General features: G+C 67.2%; 14 protein-coding genes. 13 read left to right on the plus strand and 1 reads right to left on the minus strand.

Annotated elements, in window-relative coordinates:
- Nucleotides 1–52 precede the first annotated feature (52 nt).
- Nucleotides 53–730: a TetR/AcrR family transcriptional regulator gene (locus RJ05_RS28640; RefSeq protein ID WP_036543278.1), complete on the minus strand. Its 678-nt coding sequence runs from the start codon at nt 728–730 to the stop codon at nt 53–55.
- A gap of 317 nt (nt 731–1,047) precedes the next feature.
- Here RJ05_RS28640 and RJ05_RS28645 point away from each other — a divergent pair, with 317 nt between their 5' ends.
- The 13 genes from RJ05_RS28645 to RJ05_RS28710 all read left to right on the plus strand — a co-directional run bounded on the left by RJ05_RS28645 (nt 1,048) and on the right by RJ05_RS28710 (nt 16,256).
- The gene (locus RJ05_RS28645) at nt 1,048–2,655 is read left to right on the plus strand and encodes a class I adenylate-forming enzyme family protein (RefSeq protein WP_036543281.1); all 1,608 of its coding nucleotides are present in this window, start codon (nt 1,048–1,050) and stop codon (nt 2,653–2,655) included.
- Between the two features lie 10 nt (nt 2,656–2,665).
- Nucleotides 2,666–3,463, plus strand: a complete 798-nt coding sequence (locus RJ05_RS28650) for an enoyl-CoA hydratase/isomerase family protein (protein WP_036543286.1) — start codon at nt 2,666–2,668, stop codon at nt 3,461–3,463.
- Nucleotides 3,460–4,554 carry a Zn-dependent alcohol dehydrogenase gene (locus tag RJ05_RS28655; protein ID WP_036543288.1) on the plus strand — a complete coding sequence of 365 codons (1,095 nt, stop codon included), beginning with the start codon at nt 3,460–3,462 and terminating at the stop codon, nt 4,552–4,554. Before RJ05_RS28650 ends, RJ05_RS28655 begins: the two co-directional genes overlap by 4 nt.
- Nucleotides 4,555–4,588: 34 nt before the next feature.
- On the plus strand, nt 4,589–6,046 hold the full coding sequence (locus RJ05_RS28660; RefSeq protein ID WP_036543291.1) for an aldehyde dehydrogenase family protein: 1,458 nt from the start codon (nt 4,589–4,591) through the stop codon (nt 6,044–6,046).
- A 29-nt stretch (nt 6,047–6,075) separates the two neighbouring features.
- The gene (locus RJ05_RS28665; RefSeq protein ID WP_036543293.1) at nt 6,076–7,740 is read left to right on the plus strand and encodes a flavin-containing monooxygenase; all 1,665 of its coding nucleotides are present in this window, start codon (nt 6,076–6,078) and stop codon (nt 7,738–7,740) included.
- Nucleotides 7,737–8,111, plus strand: coding sequence for a hotdog domain-containing protein (locus RJ05_RS28670; RefSeq protein WP_036543296.1), 375 nt, complete (start codon nt 7,737–7,739; stop codon nt 8,109–8,111). The genes RJ05_RS28665 and RJ05_RS28670 overlap by 4 nt, the downstream gene beginning before the upstream one ends.
- A 5-nt stretch (nt 8,112–8,116) precedes the next feature.
- On the plus strand, nt 8,117–9,415 hold the full coding sequence (locus RJ05_RS28675; RefSeq protein ID WP_036543299.1) for an NAD(P)/FAD-dependent oxidoreductase: 1,299 nt from the start codon (nt 8,117–8,119) through the stop codon (nt 9,413–9,415).
- Nucleotides 9,416–9,580: 165 nt separating this feature from the next.
- Nucleotides 9,581–10,546, plus strand: a complete 966-nt coding sequence (locus RJ05_RS28680) for an NAD(P)H-dependent flavin oxidoreductase (protein ID WP_036543303.1) — start codon at nt 9,581–9,583, stop codon at nt 10,544–10,546.
- Between the two features lie 307 nt (nt 10,547–10,853).
- Entirely contained in the window at nt 10,854–11,549 is a 696-nt protein-coding gene (locus tag RJ05_RS28685) for a hypothetical protein (protein WP_036543305.1), read from the plus strand.
- A 35-nt stretch (nt 11,550–11,584) separates the two neighbouring features.
- Nucleotides 11,585–12,943 carry a flavin monoamine oxidase family protein gene (locus RJ05_RS28690; protein WP_036543308.1) on the plus strand — a complete coding sequence of 453 codons (1,359 nt, stop codon included), beginning with the start codon at nt 11,585–11,587 and terminating at the stop codon, nt 12,941–12,943.
- Between the two features lie 442 nt (nt 12,944–13,385).
- Nucleotides 13,386–14,126: an arsenate reductase/protein-tyrosine-phosphatase family protein gene (locus tag RJ05_RS32795; protein WP_036543315.1), complete on the plus strand. Its 741-nt coding sequence runs from the start codon at nt 13,386–13,388 to the stop codon at nt 14,124–14,126.
- A complete protein-coding gene (locus RJ05_RS28705) occupies nt 14,123–14,509 on the plus strand; it encodes a VOC family protein (RefSeq protein WP_036543317.1) in 387 nt (128 codons plus the stop codon). The genes RJ05_RS32795 and RJ05_RS28705 overlap by 4 nt, the downstream gene beginning before the upstream one ends.
- A gap of 430 nt (nt 14,510–14,939) precedes the next feature.
- Entirely contained in the window at nt 14,940–16,256 is a 1,317-nt protein-coding gene (locus RJ05_RS28710) for an APC family permease (protein WP_234012249.1), read from the plus strand.
- Nucleotides 16,257–16,268: the final 12 nt, after the last annotated feature.

Here is a 16,268-nt window from a genome sequence, read left to right on the forward strand (position 1 = left end):
CATCGCAACCGCTGTGGCCATGACCTTTCCGGTGATGGCCACAGCGGCGCGATCAGCTCGTGCGTACCCAGGACACCAGTGAACGCATCGTCGGCTCGGGTGTGGTGGCGGCCGGCGTGGTCGCCTGTGCGGCGGCATCACCGAGATTGGCCGCCATCCACGCGTCCAGCACGCCGAGGGTGAGCTCCACCTGCGCACGCGCCGCGTCGGCATCAGTGAACACCAGCCAGTTCAGGGCGAATCCGTCCGACAGCGCGGAGACGACGTAGATCAGCTGATCGACCATGTCCGGGTCGAGCGGTCGGCCCGAGGCGGTCGTGGTGCCCTCCAGGATCGTGCGCATGGTGGCGTAAGCCTCGGTGTAAACGACCTCGGCCTGCTCGCCCTCCCGCTGGCCCCAGCTGATCAGCTCGAGGATGGTCGCGCCGAAGTCCGGATTCTCCAGGTACCAGTGCAATACGCCGCGCAACAGGCCCCGGGCGGTGCTCTGCGCGTCGCTGTGGACATCGCTGCGGTTCAGCACATCCCGGTACTCGCCGGCCAGATACTCGAAGACGGCGGCGAACAGTAGCTCCTTGGTCGCGAAGCAATAGTGCAGCGTGGCCAGGGGAGCGTTGGCTTCTTCGGCGATGCGGCGCGTGGTGGCTCCGTCCACCCCGCGAGCGGCGATCACGCGCACGGCCGCGGCCACCAGTTCGGCGCGGCGTTCGGCTGCGGGGACGCGAGCCATGGGCTTCTCCTGTCGAAAAAGATCTGAACGTTTGATCAAGTCAACTCTGAGGTTACCAGCTCGCGCAGCATGCGCCGAGTACGCCGGCGCGGGAGTGTTACGGAAAGTGGGTCAGATGCCTTGATCGTATGACCCAGTTCGGTTACCGTTATGGCGGGCCTCACATATCGACTCGCCTGACGGCAGCAAATCCCGGTCCTGGCGTATGGGACCCCATCGAAAACCGCACATGGTGGCGCACCCGAGAACCGGCCACCCGCCCGGCGGCTGCAAGGCCGATCGATGGCCTTCCACCTGCTATCCGCGAAGAGGATGACATGACCAACGTCGCATCGATCCAGTCCGAACGCGCGAGCGTGCTCGCGCGTCTGGCCGAGGACCCGCCGATCGGCACGCTCACCGGCCTGCTGGCCGACCAGGCGCGCCGCCGTCCCGGCCACGAGTTCCTCCGGTTCGCGGACCGGTCGTGGACCTTCGCCGAGATCGACGAGTGGACCACGCGGCTGGCTCGGCGACTGATCGCCGAGGACGGCGTCCGTCCGGGCGACCGGGTCGCGATCATGCTTCCCAATGTGGTGCAGTGGCCGGTCGCCTGGCTGGCCGTGCTCGAGGCGGGTGCGGTGACGGTTCCGGTGAATTCCTCCTATCAGCGTGCGGACCTGGAATTCGTACTCCGAGATTCCGGTGCCCGGGTAGTGGTCACCGACGCCGAGCACGCCCCGCTGGTCGAGGGGGTGCGCGCGGACAGCAGCGAACTGGCGGGCATCCGCATCGTTCATGCCGGAACACCCGGCGAGCTCGCGGCATATCCCGCGGATCCGCCCGCGGTGGACATCGCAGGCGAGACGTTGGCGAACCTCCAATACACCTCGGGGACAACAGGATTCCCGAAAGCCTGCATGCTCACCCACGACTACTGGACCCGGCTCGGCTGGGTGTGCGCGAATGCCGCCGGCCTCGGCGCCGAGGACGTGGCGCTCACCTCGCAGCCGTTCTCCTACATGGATCCGCAGTGGAACACCGCGCTGTGCCTGACGATCGGGGCGCCGCTGGTGGTGCTGCCCCGGTTCTCCGCCTCCGGTTTCATGGCCGATGTCCGCAAGCACCGGGCCACGTTCTGCTACGTGCTCGGTTCCATGCCGACACTGCTGTTCAAGCAGCCGCCCACCCCGCAGGACCGTGACAACGACCTGCGCATCGTGCTGTGCTCGGCCATTCCCGCCGCGCTGCACGCCGAACTCGAACAGCGCTGGGGCGCGCCGTGGCGGGAGATCTTCGGAATGACCGAGACCGGCGTCGATCTGGTGAGCCTGCCCGAAGCCACCGACAACGTCGGCAGCGGGCGGCTGGGCCGGCCGGTGCCGACCAAACAGGTCCGGGTGGTCGACCCGCAGGGCCGCGAAGTCGGCGAAGGCGAGTCCGGCGAACTCGTCACCTCGGGTAAGCCCATGATGCTCGGCTACTGGAACCGGCCCGAAGCCACCGCGCAGGTCCTGCGCGACGGCTGGCTGCACACCGGCGATGTCGCCGTCCGCGAGGCGGACAGCTACCGCCTGGTCGGCCGGCTCAAGGACATGGTGCGCCGGGGCGGGGAGAACATCGCCAGCGCCGAGGTCGAGCGCGCGCTCGAACGCGACGACAGCGTTGTCGCGACCGCTGTCGTCGGTGTGCCGGACGAGCTGTTCGGCGAGGAGGTCAAGGCCTTCGTGCAACTGGCCCCCGGTGTGGCGCAGAGCCGCGAGACCGCGCAGCGCATCCTCGACAATGCCCGACATCAGCTGGCGCGCTTCAAGCTTCCGCGCTACGTGGAGTTCGTCGCCGACTTCCCGCGCACCCCCTCCGAACGCGTGTCCAAACCCGCGCTGAAGGCGCGCGCCGCCGAGCAGCCCGGCACCACCTACGACCTGCGACCGCCGCGCGACTGAGGAGCCGGACATGACCGACAACTATCTGGATGTACGCATCGATGACGACGTCGCGGTGCTCACCTTGAACCGCCCGGCGAAGCTGAACGTGCTGGATGTGGCCACCCGGGTGCTGCTCGCGCAGACCATTCGCCATTTCGGGACCGGTGATCTGGTGCGCGGGATCGTGCTCACCGGCACCGGCCGGGCCTTTTCCGCGGGTGAGGACCTGCAGGCGGTGCCATCCACCTATGCCGAGATCCGCGAGGCTTTCGCCACCTTCCACGACATCACCCGCGCGATCCTCGAAACGAAGATTCCTGTCATCGCGGCCGTGAACGGGATCGCCGTGGGCGGCGCCTCCGAGATCACGCTGTGCTGTGACGGCCGGATCGGCAGCCGGACCGCCGAGTACTTCCAACCCGAGAACCATCGCGGAATCATCATTTCCAACGCCTCCAGCTTTCTGATGGGCCGGCTGGTCCGCAACCACGCGATGCGCATCATCCTGGGATCCCAGCGGATCGGCGCCGAGGAAGCGCTGCGGATCGGGCTGCTCGACGAGATCGTCGCGCCGGAGGCTCTGGTCGGCCGTGCCGTCGAGGTGGTCCGGCAGTGGAACTCCGATCCCCGGATCACCGCCTTGCACCTGGGCCTGTTGCGCCCGCAGCCCGCCGATATCGAAGCCGCGTTCGCGCGCGAGGACGACGCCGCCCGCGAGGCCTGGGAGTCCGGCGCCTTCAGCGAAGGCATCGAGGGTTTCTGGACATCGAAGAACGCGGCGTCCTCGGCGTCCGCGCAGCACAACCGAGATCGGAGTCGATCATGATCACCACCGAAGCAGCTGTTCTCACCGCGGTCGAGCAACCGCTGGAGTTCACCGAGATCTTGGTCGACGACCCGGAACCCAACGAGGTCCGGCTCGCGGTCTCGAATGTCGGACTGTGCCACAGCGATCTGCACTACATGACCGGAACCGTGGCCGCCGACCTGCCCGTAGTGGTCGGGCACGAGGTGGCGGGTGTGGTCGAGGCGGTCGGCTCGGCGGTGACCACGTTGCGTCCCGGCGACCGCGTCGTCGGCGCTCTCACCCCCTCGTGCGGGCTGTGCCGCAACTGCCAGGTCGGACACTCGACGCAGTGTCAGCGCATCACCGAGATCCGGCAGCGGCCCCGGCCCGCCTTCCAGACGCCCGACGGTCAGGTCATCCACCGGCTCGGCGATGTCGGCGCGTTCTCCCGCCACACGCTGATGCGGGAGAACGCACTGGTCAAGGTGGCCGACGAGGTGAGCCTGCACGTGGGCTGCCTGCTCTCGTGCTGCATCATCACCGGTGTCGGTGCCGTGTTCCGTGGCGCCGAAGTGCGTCCCGGCTCCACCGTCGCCGTCATCGGTTGCGGCGGTGTCGGTTCCGCGATCATCCAGGGCGCGCGCCTGGCCGGAGCGTCGGCGATCGTCGCCGTCGACCTCGACGACGCCCGCCTCGCCGCTGCCGAGACCTATGGCGCCACCCACGTCGTCAACGGTGCGGCGGATGTGGCCGCCGAGATCCGGAATCTGCTCGGCGACGGTGTGGACTACTCGTTCGAGGCCGTCGGCAGCGCCCGGACCGCGGCCACCGCGCTCGAGGTGCTGCGACCCACCGGCACCGCATGTCTGGTCGGTATCGCACCCGACGGCACCGACCTGAAGCTTCCCGCCTGGAACTTCTTCTTCTCCGAGAAGCGTCTCATCGGCTCCTATATGGGTTCGGGCCAGGCGCAGGAGGACATTGCCCAGTTCGCGCGCCTGTACCAGCAGGGGCGGCTGCTGCTCGACGAGATGGTCAGCGACGTCATCCCGTTCCACGACATCGACAAGGGCTTCGAGGCGATGAAGTCCGGCGAAGTCACCCGCATCGTCGCCGACCTCACCGTGTGAGCTCCCGCCCATTCGCGCACCGAAGGAACCCCTGATGACGAATCCGCAACTACCCCAACCGATCAACTACATCGCCGACGACTGGTCCGAATGCGCGACGATTCCCGGCGCCTGGAACCTCGACCCCAACACCGGCCGGCCCGTGCACCGTGCCGTCACCACCACGCCCGCGGATGTGGAACGCGCGCTGCGCCATGCCGAGCGGTCCTACGGGTTCGAGCGCTGGGACGACGCGGCGAGTGAGGAACGGGCGGAGGTCATCGAGCGCGCGGCCGACATCGTCGAGTCCCGGGTCGAGGACATCGCCTACACCGATGCCCTCACCAGCGGCGTCCCGATCGCCAAGGCTCGGCTGGTCGCGCAGTTCCTGCCGCATCGGATCCGGGCCGCGGCCGCGGATCTTCGTACCCTCCCACGTCGCACCGCGCTCGACGCCGGCGGTCGTGACGTGCGGCTGTACAAGGTCCCGTGGGGTCCTGCCGCCATCCTCACCCCGTGGAACGGTCCGAGCTTCATTCCCGCCGCGAAGATGGTGAGTGCGCTGGCGGCCGGATGCCCCGTCATTCTGAAACCGTCGGAGCACGCACCGAGCAGCGCCCAGATCATCGTCGAGAGCTTCGTCAAGGCCGGCCTGCCCGACGGGGCGTTGCAGCTCGTGCACGGCGCCGGTGACGTCGGCGCGGCCATCACCGGCGATCACCGGGTGAAGGTCGTCTCCTTCACCGGCGGCCCGAATGCGGGCCGGGCCATCGCCCGCGCGGCCGCGGAGGATTTCAAGGTGCTCCAGCTCGAACTCGGCGGCAACAATCCCGCCCTGGTCCTGGACGACGCCGACATCGACGTCGCCGCCGACGGCATCCTCGACGGGATGACCAAGCTCAACGGTCAGTGGTGCGAGGGCCCCGGCAAGGTGCTGGCACACAAGAGCCTGGTCGAACCGCTGCTCGAGGCGCTGCTGGATCGTATCGCCCACATCGAGATCGGGAACTCGCTCGACGAGACCACCGAACTCGGCCCCATCTCGAACGCCCCGCACTTCGCGACGTTGCACAGTCGCATCGACGAACTGCGGGCCAACGGCGCGACCATCCACCAGCCCGCGAAACTGCCGGGCCTCGACGGCTTCTTCCTGTCGCCGACCGTCGCCACGGGCGTCGACGCGTCGCTGGCCACCGCCGAACTGTTCGGCCCGCTCATCAGCCTGCACGCCGTGGAGTCCGACGAAGATGCCCTGCGCGTGGCCAACGCCAACCCGTCCGGTCTGGACGCCTACGTATTCGGTGGCGACCTCGACCGCGCGATCGAGGTCGGCTCGCGGATCCTCTCGGGCGAGGTGCGGGTGAACGGCGCCAAGGTCGCCGACCTGGCCGATGGATCGGCCCAAAGCTTCTGGGGCACTTCGGGAATCGGCGGTCACGCCCCCGGTGAGTCCGTCCGGGTGTTCTGCGGCGACCGCGTGGTCGGCGTCGATTCCCCCGACCTTCCCCTGTAATCGACCCCTCAACGAAAGCGGCTGTTGCCATGAACTCCACCTCCACCTCCGACCATGGGGTTGTCGACGTCATCGGTGTCGGCGCCGGCTTCACCGGCATGTACCTCTCGCACCGGCTGACGACAGCGGGCTGGACCTTCGCCGGGTTCGAGGCCGGGCCGAGCGTCGGTGGCACCTGGTTCTGGAACACCTATCCGGGCGCACGATGTGACGTCGAGAGCATCTACTACTCGTACTCCTTCGACGAGCAACTCCAGCAGGAGTGGACGTGGAGCGAGCGGTTCGCCCCGCAGGCCGAGATCCTCAGCTACATCGAACACGTCGCCGACCGCTTCGACCTGCGCAAGCACTTCACCTTCAACACCCGCGTGGTGGCCTGCACCTGGAACGCTGCCGACCGGCTCTGGGAAGTCCAACTCGACAACGGCGAGGTCCGGCGCAGCCGCTACCTGGTCTCGGGTGCAGGTGGCCTGTCCACACCCAAGGACTTCGACGTGCCCGGACTGTCGAACTTCACCGGCCTGACGGTGTCGACCAGCCGGTGGAACATCTCCCTCGACGATCTCGCGGGCAAGCGCGTGGCCGTGATCGGCACGGGATCCTCTGGCGTACAAGCCATTCCGCTCATTGCGGAGGTCGCCGAGCACCTCACGGTCTTCCAGCGCACCCCGAACTACGTGATGCCCGCCCGCAACCGCGTGCTCTCTCCGGAACAGGTCGCCGCCGTCAAGGACGACTACCCGGCCATCCGGGAGGAGTGCAGGCACTCGCCGGGCGGCATCCCCGATCGCCCCGTCACCGACCGCGCGTTCGACGTATCGGACGAGGAGCGTAGGCGACGCTACGAGGCGGCATACGAACGCAGCGGCTTCCTCGGCGTCGGCGCCGAGTTCGCCGACCTGATCTTCGACGCCGAGGCGAACCGGACGGCATCGGAGTTCATCCACGACAAGATCCGCGAGATCGTGAAAGACCCGGTCACCGCGGAGCGGCTGGTGCCCAAGTACCACCCGCTCGGCGCCAAGCGCAGCGTCTTCGGCACCGACTACTACGAGACCTACAACCGGCCGAACGTCTCGCTGGTGTCACTGCGCGAAGAGTCGATCGAGACGATGACCGAGAACGCGATCGTCACCTCGAACGGCACCTACGAGGTGGACGCCATCGTGCTCGCCATCGGGTTCGACGCCTTCACCGGCCCGCTGTTCGGGCTCAACATCACCGGCGCGTCCGGTAGGAAGCTGCAGGACACGTGGAGTGACGGGATTCGCTCCTACCTCGGGTTCATGGCCGCCGACTTCCCCAACTTCTTCATGGTCGGTGGACCGCTCAGCCCGGCGCTGGCAAGCAACGTGGTGGTGACGATCGAGCAGGCCGTCGACTGGATCGCCGACCTCATCGAACACGCCCGCGACACCGACGCGACCCTGATCGAGGCCACTCCCGAAGCCCAGCAGGAGTGGGTGGACATCACCGAGTGGACCGTATCCCAGACGCTGTACGCGACCACCGACTCCTGGTACCGGGGTTCCAATGTCGAGGGCAAGCCCAACACCTTCATGGGCTATCTGGGTGGCGTCGGCAAGTATCGGCGCATGTGTACCGAGATCGCCAAACGCGGCTACCCCGGCGTCGAGATCGACGGTGAAACGCCGTCGCGCACAGTCGGCCCTATTCACGAGGAGATCGCATGAGCAGCGCAGTCCACCGGCGGTATGTCGCCTTCTCCGACGCGCACTACGCCGGTAACCTCGTCGACGGTGCCTACGCCTTGAAGCTGTTCGGCGACGTCGGCACCAACCTCTCGATCGAGCTGGATGGCCACGAAGGCTTGTTCGCCGGCTACTCGTCGGTGGAGTTCCTGGCCCCGATCCGGGGCGGTGATGTCGTCGAAGCCGAGGCGACCCTGGTGAAGAAGGGCAACCGAAGCCGCACAGTCGATTTCGAGCTCCGGGTGATCTGCCGGGGCTCCGACGACACCGGCCGCGCGCACGTCCTGCAACCGCCCTTGGTCGCGGTGCGCGCTCGCGGCACCGCCGTCATCCCCGCCGGCGGAACGGGGTAGGCGTCATGAAGTTGATCGACGACACCGGATGGGCCGGACAGCCCGACACGGCCGAACCGTCGCTGACCGGCGAGATCACCTGCGACGTCGTCGTGATCGGCGGCGGTGGTGGCGGCATGTCGGCCGCCCTGCGTCTCGCCGACAAGGGCGTCGACGTGGTGCTGCTCGAGGCGAAGACACTGGGCTGGGGCGCCACCTCCCGCAACGCCGGCTACATCACGAACTCGATCGCCGCCGATCCGGAGATGCTGGGATTCCTGCTGAAGCGTGAGCGGTTGCGCGAGCTGTACCGCTACGCCGAGCACGCGGTGCATTTCGCCGAGGACGCGATCAAGCACCACGGCATCGACTGCGATTACCGCCAAGAGGGCATCGTCATGGGTGCGATCTCGAAGGGGCAGCTGCGGCACGCGCGCCGCAACGCGAAGGTGCTGGCCGAGGCCGGATCGTCGGGCGAATTCATCGAAGGCCCCGAAGCGGGCCTGCCGGAGGGTTTTCTCGGCGGCATCCGCGAAGGTGTCGGTGGCACGGTGAACCCGGGCAAGTTCGCCCTCGGGTTGCGTGCCGCGACGATCGCCGCCGGGGTCCGCGTCTACGAGTCGACTCCCGCGCTCGACGTCGTCGACACTGGTGGGCGAGTCACCGTGGAGACCCCACACGGCAAAGTCAGGGCCCGCAAGGCGCTGCTGACCACGAACGCCGCGAGCAACAGCCTGTCCATCGCGCCGAAGCACGTGGCGACGCCGGTGTGGACGTCGCTGGTCGAAACCGAACCCATTGCGCCCGAACGGCTCGACGAGATCGGCTGGACCAGCCGCGCGCCCCTGGTGACACTGCACATGATCCTGGAGAGCTACCGCGTCACCCCGCGCGGCACCATCGCCTTCGGAACCCGCCGCATCCAGGCAGGTCGCAACCCGCTGCCCGACCGCACCCCGGCGACGAACGTCGTCGACGATCTCGTTCGCGGCTTCCGTGACCGCTTCCCCGGACTGCGCGACATCAAGCCGATGCAGGCCTGGGGCGGCTGGATCGGCATGAGTTCCACGTGGCTGCCGGTCGCCGGCGAGGCCTCCGCGAACGTGCTGTACTCCGCGGCCTGCAACGGCCACGGCTTCGCCCAGGCGCAGTACGTGGGTCATATGCTGGCCGACCACGTCACCGGCGCGCCCCGGCACGAGGACCTGGAGGCGATCTGGCACGGCCGCAAGCGGTTCTGGCCCAGCTTCGTCAGCAATCCGGCGCTGTATGCGGGTTGGCTCGCCGACCGCGCCACCGACCGTTGGTCCTCGCTGCGGAAGTAGTCGCCACACCTGTTGTCGCCGGCCGTCGAAGCCGCTCGCCGTCGACGGCCGGCTCGACGCGCGCGCGGGGAGGTCCTCGCAGAGGTCTTCTCGGTATCGAACCAGGACCCGGTCGACGAGCCGGGCGAATGACTTAGACAAACGACCAAGAATGTTGAGATCCACATGTTCACCAACACCTTTACCGAAACGTTCGGTGTCGAGCACCCCCTTGTCTGCGGCGGCATGACCGCCGTCGGCACCGCGGATCTGATCGGCGCCGTGGCCAACGCCGGTGCTCTCGGATTCCTCACCGCGCTCACCCAGCCCACGCCCGAAGCGCTGGTCAAGGAGATCAACCGCTGCCGCGATCTCACCGACAAGCCGTTCGGGGTGAACCTGACCATCCTGCCGACCATCAAGCCGGTGCCGTATGACGAATACCGCGACGCCATCGTCGACAGCGGCATCACCATCGTCGAAACCGCCGGCGGTAATCCGCAGCCGCACCTGCCCACTTTCACGGCCGCGGGCGTGAAGGTGATCCACAAGGCGGTCACCGTTCGGCACGCGCTCAAGGCCCAGCAGCTCGGCGTCGACGCCGTCAGCATCGATGGGTTCGAATGCGCGGGACACCCCGGCGAGGACGACGTTCCCGGTCTCGTGCTGATCCCCGCCGCCGCTCGGGCACTGACCATCCCGATCATCGCCACCGGCGCAGGACTTGTCGCGGCCCTGGCGCTCGGCGCGTGCGCGGTCAATATGGGCACGCGATTCATGGCGACCACCGAGGCGCCCATTCATGACAACGTCAAACGGCAGATCGTCGACAACAGCGAACGCGACACCGTCATCGTGTTTCGCGAGTTCCACAACTCGGCCCGCGTTGCCCGCAATGCGGTATCGGAGGAGATCGCCGCGATCTCCCGCGAACCCGGCGCGAGCTTCGACGACATCGCCCACCTGGCCAGCGGCGCACGCGCCCGCGAGCAGGTGTACGGCAACGGCGATGTCGACGGCGGGCTGTGGTGGGCCAGCCGGGCTCAGGGCCTGATCCACGATATCGGCAGCTGCGCGGAGGTGGTCGACACCATCCTCGCCGAAGCGCGGCAGATCATCACCGGCACCCTGCCCGGTCAGCTCGCGGGCTGACGCTGTCTTCGAGCCGCCGAATCCGCGCGTCGGGTTCGGCGGTTCGGCATGTCGGCCCTCCGTGTGTCATGGGGAATGATTCGCACGAATTAGTGGGTCAAATGGCTTGATCATATGACCCACTCCCGGTACCGTTATGACTGGCATCACATTCCGACCCCCGCTGCATACCTGGATCAGCGGCCGGCTGTCGGACCCATGGATTGCCGGAACGAGACGACTACCGTTCCTCGATCGCTCGGTAGCGCTGACGAAAACGACCCATTGCCGCTGGCCGGCGGGTGTCACCCCTTCAAGGAGAAGATCAATGTCGATCAAGGAACTGCTGTTCGCGGTCGCGGACATCTGGATGATCGCCGTCGGTTTCACCTACGGCATCAAATTCATCCGGAACTACCGGAACTATCTGCTCGGACTCGAGTGGATCATCGTGGCGACATCGGGAACGAACTTCCTGATCTATGGCTTGCTCAAAGCCGGTCATGACAGCCCGATGTACGCGTTCGCCTACTTCCTGGACGCCTTCTCGCGCTCGGTCGGTATCACGCTGATCCTGGTACTCGGGTTGATGAAGGTCACCCACCGGTACAAGCCCTCGGTGGCGGTCGACGTCGGCGCGTTCGCGCTCGCCGGTGTGGTCGGTTTCGTTCTGAGCGTTTACGCCGAGGAGGTCGGTACCCCGGGCAAGATCTTCTACATCGTGGCCAACGTCCTCACGACGTTGTTCCTGATCTATTTCTCCAAGCGGCTCTGGGAGATCGGTGAGCGCGGGCACGCGGTGTGGGCCGGAATCGCGACGGCGTGCGGATTCGTGATCGCCGCGACCTACGACTTCGTCCACATTCCGGGCGACGATGCCGAGCACACCATCTTCTACATCTTCGCGCTGTCCACCTGGGGCTTGCAGATGTTCACCTACTACCGCGCTTACCGCGCCTTCGATGCTTACAACAAGAAGGTCGACGCTCCGGCTGTCATCGGTGACGCCCCCGTCACGGCGTGAATGCCGCACTGTCGTCAGGCCTGTCAGGAGACGAAATGCCAACGCAGAATACGCAGGAAGAAACGACCGAGGTCGTCGTCATCGGCGCCGGAATGGCGGGATTGACGGCCGCGACCACCTTGGCCCCGACCACCGAGGTGGTCGTGCTCGAGTCCACCGACCGCACCGGCGGACGCGTCGACACCGTCCGCCAGGGCGACTACTGGATCAATGTCGGCACCCAGTTCACCGAGGGCACCGGCACGTTGATCGACGCGCTCGAACGGCACAACATCGAGATGGGTTCGCTCGCCGGCAAGAGCATCGCGTTGCATTTGAACGGTTCGACAGTCGATACCTCGAATCCGCTGGCGCTGATGTTCCGCACACGCATGACGATGATGGATCGGCTCGGCCTCGCCATCGTCGGGGCGCGCATCCTCTCGGCCGCGCCGTTCCTCGAGTCGCAGAGCCGTTTCGCGCAGCGGGTGCGGGCCAGGCTCGAGTCCAAGCTGGCGTCGTATCTGCTGAACGGCGTGCGTTCGGAATTGGCCGCCATTATGGTCCGGTCGTGGTCGGCGCAGTGGATGGGCTGTGATCCGGACGAGACGGCCGCCGCGCAGTTCGTCTACTCGGTCGGCATCGCGCTGGCCGACCCGGAGAAGGTTCCGAACTTCTCGCTGCCGGTCGGCGGTAACCAGACGCTGACCGATGTGCTGACCGAGGATCTGGGCGCTCGCATCCGGCTGAACTCGGTGGTGCGATCGGTGCGCCGCGACGGTGACGGTGTGGTCGTCGACTATCTCGACGGTGGCGTGCCCAGGCGGTTGCGGGCCGCGCGCGCGATCGTCACCACGCCCGCCGACATCACCGAACGGATCATTCCGGATCTGCCGCAGCAGTACCGCAATGCGTTCAACGACATCACCTACGGTCGTTACGTGGTGGTCGGATTCTTCACCGACGAGGTCGGCCCGCAGCGCTGGGACAAGTATTTCGCCATCTCCGCACCGCAGCTGTCGTTCCAGGCGGTGTTCAACCACGCCGCGGCGCTGCGTACCGGCGACGACCGCAAGCCGGGCGGCGCCCTGGCGTGTTTCGCCGGTGGTGGCAAGGCCGACGAACTGCTCGACCTCCCCGACGAGGAGATCGTGTCCCGCTTCAGGGCCGATTTGCTCAGCGTGCTGCCCGAACTGGACGGCAAGCTGGGGGAGCCCATCGTGCGCAGGCACCGTCGAGTCGTCCCGTTCTGGGCACCCGGCCGGCGCAAGACGCTCCCCACCCTGCGCGATCCGCTCGGCCCCATCCATCTCGCCGGTGACTACCAGCTCGACGTGCCCTCGCTGGCCGACGCGGCCACCTCGGGCGAGCGTTCAGCACTGGCCGTTCTGGCCGACCTGGGTCGCTCCGCATAGCCGAACGTCATCCGGCGACGAGGGCGTCGCGCACCGATGTCATCCGCCCATCCGACACGTGAGCCCCGGCCGACACCTATACGGCCGGGGCTCACACCTATGTACCAGTCGGGTCGATCGGTCCCGCCGGGGTTCAGGATGCATTTGCGTGCCTCTGCGCCATGCGTCGCATCATCTCCTCCGGTTCGACATCTACGACGTGGGAGGCGATCGTCCATCGGTGGCCGAAGGGGTCGATGATGTAGCCGTCGCGGTCGCCGTAGAACTGGTCCTGTGCGGGCCGCTGGAGCTTGGCGCCGAGCCTGACCGCACGGGCGGTGACACGTCGACGTCACCGACGTAAACGAACATGACCACGGGGGCAGCCCAACCTGCGGCGGTGCCTGCGTTCCCGGTTACGCCGACACTATTGGATCAAAATGGTTTGATGTATTCTGCGAGGGTGAGCGGGATCATACGCGGTGTTCCACCATTGATCGGTCTGGCGGCGCATCCGGTGCGCTGGGCGCTGATGCGGGAGTTGGCGGTCAGTGACCGGCGGGTGCGCGAGCTTGTCGCCTCGGTAGGTCAGCCGCAGAATCTTGTGTCCTATCACCTGCGCGTGCTGCGGTCGGCGGGGCTGGTCGTGGCGCGCCGGAGCAGCTTCGATGGGCGCGACAGCTACTACCACCTCGATCTGGCTCGGTGCGCGCAGGCATTCTCCGATGCGGCGACGGCCCTGCATCCAGGACTCGGTGCGTCTGTTCCGCGGCGCGCTGGTGGATCGGTGCTGTTCGTGTGCACCGGAAACAGCGTCAGGTCGCCGATGGCCGAGGCCCTGCTGCGGCATCGCGTCGAAGGCATCGAGGTCGCCAGCGCCGGCAGTCATCCGGCCGACCGCGTGCACCCCGCCGTGGCCCGCGTCCTACACGAGGAGTTCGGGATCGGATTCACGCCGCGGGCCCCGCAATCGTTGGCGAAGCTGCTGTCGGATCGACGGTTCGAGCATGTGATCACCTTGTGCGACAAGGTTCGCGAGTTCGCCCGCGCACAGGGTGTCCCCGTGGCAGCGCACTGGAGCCTGCCCGCTCCCTCGCTCGATCCCGGACAGCGCGGTTATCGGGAATTACACAGTCTCGCAATCGAACTCGATTCCCGCATCAGATATCTATCGTTGCAAGGAGTATCAGAGGAGACGCCATGACCACCTCATCCACCGGCCGGGCTCGGGTGCGCTACCTCGTCGACGATGTCGGCGCGGCAGTCGAGTTCTACACCGCCCACCTCGGCTTCGCCGTGGCCAAGAATGCCGCCCCCGCCTTCGCCGCGGTGGCGCGCGGATCACTCGAACTGCTGCTGTCCGGATCGGCCAGTTCCGGCGCCCGTGCGACACCCGCCGGCGCGCGTACGGCGGGCGGCAACCGCATTCAGCTCGTCGTCGACGACCTCCGCGCCGAGATCGATCGGCTGCGGGCCGCGGGCCTGTCGTTCAGCAGCGAGGAGATCAGCGGCCCCGGCGGCAGCCAGATCCTGCTGGCCGACCCCTCCGGTAACCTCGTCGAACTCTTTCAACCCGCAGCCCGATAGATTCACCGAGAGCAACAGATTCATCGAGGGTAACGGCGAGCACCGCACGGCGCCGGCCCGGTCACGATGCCGGTGCTCGGGTTCAGGGTGCCGCGGCGAGTAGCGCGATCAGCCAGGCCTTGTGGGCGCCGCCGGCGATCAGCGCGATTCCGGCGCCGTTCACACCGAACAGTGCTTCAGGCCGGTGTCTGGGTCGAATTGCACCGGTGGCCGGGCACCTTCCATGGCTCGCAGGCCCTGCCCGCCGAAGTGTCGCAGCGCCGATCGGCCGAACTCTGCGCCGCCCTTCGTCGCGCGCTGTCGGCCTGATCGGGGGACCGTCGATGAACGCGACTATGCGTGCGCACACACCGGACTCCTCCGTGCGGGCCAGCCGTTGTCTTGGACGCTTGCCGAGAGATTGCGCGGGTATGTGTCTTCCATGGCGGTCATGCTGAAACGAGCGGTAACCACCCCGCTGCTGTATTTCTTCATTCTCGGCGACATCCTCGGTGCCGGGGTATACGTGCTGGTCGGCACTGTCGCGCGCGAGACGGGTGGGGCAGTGTGGCTTCCGTTGCTGATCGCGCTCGGGCTGGCGACGCTCACCGCTGGCTCGTATGCCGAGATGGCCACGAAGTATCCGCGGGCAGGCGGCTCGGCCCACTACGTCACCACAGCATTCGGTCCGGCAGCGGGATCGTTCATCGGGTTCTGCATGCTCGCCGCGGGAATCGTCTCGGTGGCGGCGCTGGCCCGAGGATTCGCCGGTGACTATTTGCAGGCACTGGTCTCGCTGCCGACGGTGCTCGTGGTGGTGGTCTTCCTGGTCGAGCTGGCCGCCCTCAACATCCGTGGGATCAAGGAGTCCCTCGGCGCCAACGTCGTCGCCACCTCGATCGAGTTGTCCGGGCTGCTGCTGATCATCGGCCTCGGCGGGTGGGTGATGTTGCGCGGCGATGCCGACCCGGGCAGGCTCGTGCAGGTCGGAACCAGCGACCAAGGAGCCGCCAGGGCTGTGCTGGCCGGAACGGTGCTCGCCTTCTACTCGTTCGTTGGGTTCGAGACCTCGGTGAACCTGGCCGAGGAGGTCAAGGACCCGCGGCGTTCGTATCCCACGGCGTTGTTCGGCGCGCTGCTCACCGCAGGTGTGGTGTACGCGCTGATCGGTGTGGTCGCCAGTGCGTGTGTTCCCACCGAGCAGTTGGCGGCTTCCAGCGGGCCCCTGCTCGAGGTCGTCCGGGTCGCGGGGCAGGTGCCGGACTGGTTGTTCAGTGTCGTCGCACTGGTCGCGGTGGCCAACGGTGCGCTGCTCACCGGCATCATGTCGTCGCGGCTTGCCTACGGCATGGCAGGCGATGGTCTCCTGCCGCCGGTCCTGGCCCGGATCTCCGCGCGCAGACGGACGCCGTGGATCGCGATTCTGGCGACCTCGTCGGTGTCGCTGGTCTTGGCGCTGACCGGTGAAATCGACTCACTGGCAGCGACTTTGGTGCTGTTGCTGCTATTCGTTTTCGCCGCCGTCAACGCGGCGGTGCTGGCACTGCGCCGCGACGCGGGCGAGCCCGGGCATTTCCGGATCCCGACCGTCGTTCCCTGGCTCGGCTTGGCGTCGTGCCTGTTCCTGTTCACCCGAATAGAGAGCGAGGTGTGGGTGCGCGGCCTGCTGCTCCTCGCGCTCGGCGCGGCACTGGCCGTGGCGAACGCCGTGCGCGCTCGCCGGCGCGGCGCGGCAGTTGAGCCGAGTCGAGTCGGCGGCGGCCAGTGATCAGCGCGGCCG

The organism is Nocardia cyriacigeorgica NBRC 100375, from assembly GCF_000308555.1.
Lineage (GTDB): Bacteria > Actinomycetota > Actinomycetes > Mycobacteriales > Mycobacteriaceae > Nocardia > Nocardia cyriacigeorgica.

Coding starts and splice junctions, on each gene's coding strand:
- RJ05_RS28640 (WP_036543278.1), bottom strand. CDS start 730: ATGGCTCGCGTCCCCGCAGCCGAACGCCGCGCCGAACTGGTGGCCGCG.
- RJ05_RS28645 (WP_036543281.1), top strand. CDS start 1,048: ATGACCAACGTCGCATCGATCCAGTCCGAACGCGCGAGCGTGCTCGCG.
- RJ05_RS28650 (WP_036543286.1), top strand. CDS start 2,666: ATGACCGACAACTATCTGGATGTACGCATCGATGACGACGTCGCGGTG.
- RJ05_RS28655 (WP_036543288.1), top strand. CDS start 3,460: ATGATCACCACCGAAGCAGCTGTTCTCACCGCGGTCGAGCAACCGCTG.
- RJ05_RS28660 (WP_036543291.1), top strand. CDS start 4,589: ATGACGAATCCGCAACTACCCCAACCGATCAACTACATCGCCGACGAC.
- RJ05_RS28665 (WP_036543293.1), top strand. CDS start 6,076: ATGAACTCCACCTCCACCTCCGACCATGGGGTTGTCGACGTCATCGGT.
- RJ05_RS28670 (WP_036543296.1), top strand. CDS start 7,737: ATGAGCAGCGCAGTCCACCGGCGGTATGTCGCCTTCTCCGACGCGCAC.
- RJ05_RS28675 (WP_036543299.1), top strand. CDS start 8,117: ATGAAGTTGATCGACGACACCGGATGGGCCGGACAGCCCGACACGGCC.
- RJ05_RS28680 (WP_036543303.1), top strand. CDS start 9,581: ATGTTCACCAACACCTTTACCGAAACGTTCGGTGTCGAGCACCCCCTT.
- RJ05_RS28685 (WP_036543305.1), top strand. CDS start 10,854: ATGTCGATCAAGGAACTGCTGTTCGCGGTCGCGGACATCTGGATGATC.
- RJ05_RS28690 (WP_036543308.1), top strand. CDS start 11,585: ATGCCAACGCAGAATACGCAGGAAGAAACGACCGAGGTCGTCGTCATC.
- RJ05_RS28705 (WP_036543317.1), top strand. CDS start 14,123: ATGACCACCTCATCCACCGGCCGGGCTCGGGTGCGCTACCTCGTCGAC.
- RJ05_RS28710 (WP_234012249.1), top strand. CDS start 14,940: ATGCTGAAACGAGCGGTAACCACCCCGCTGCTGTATTTCTTCATTCTC.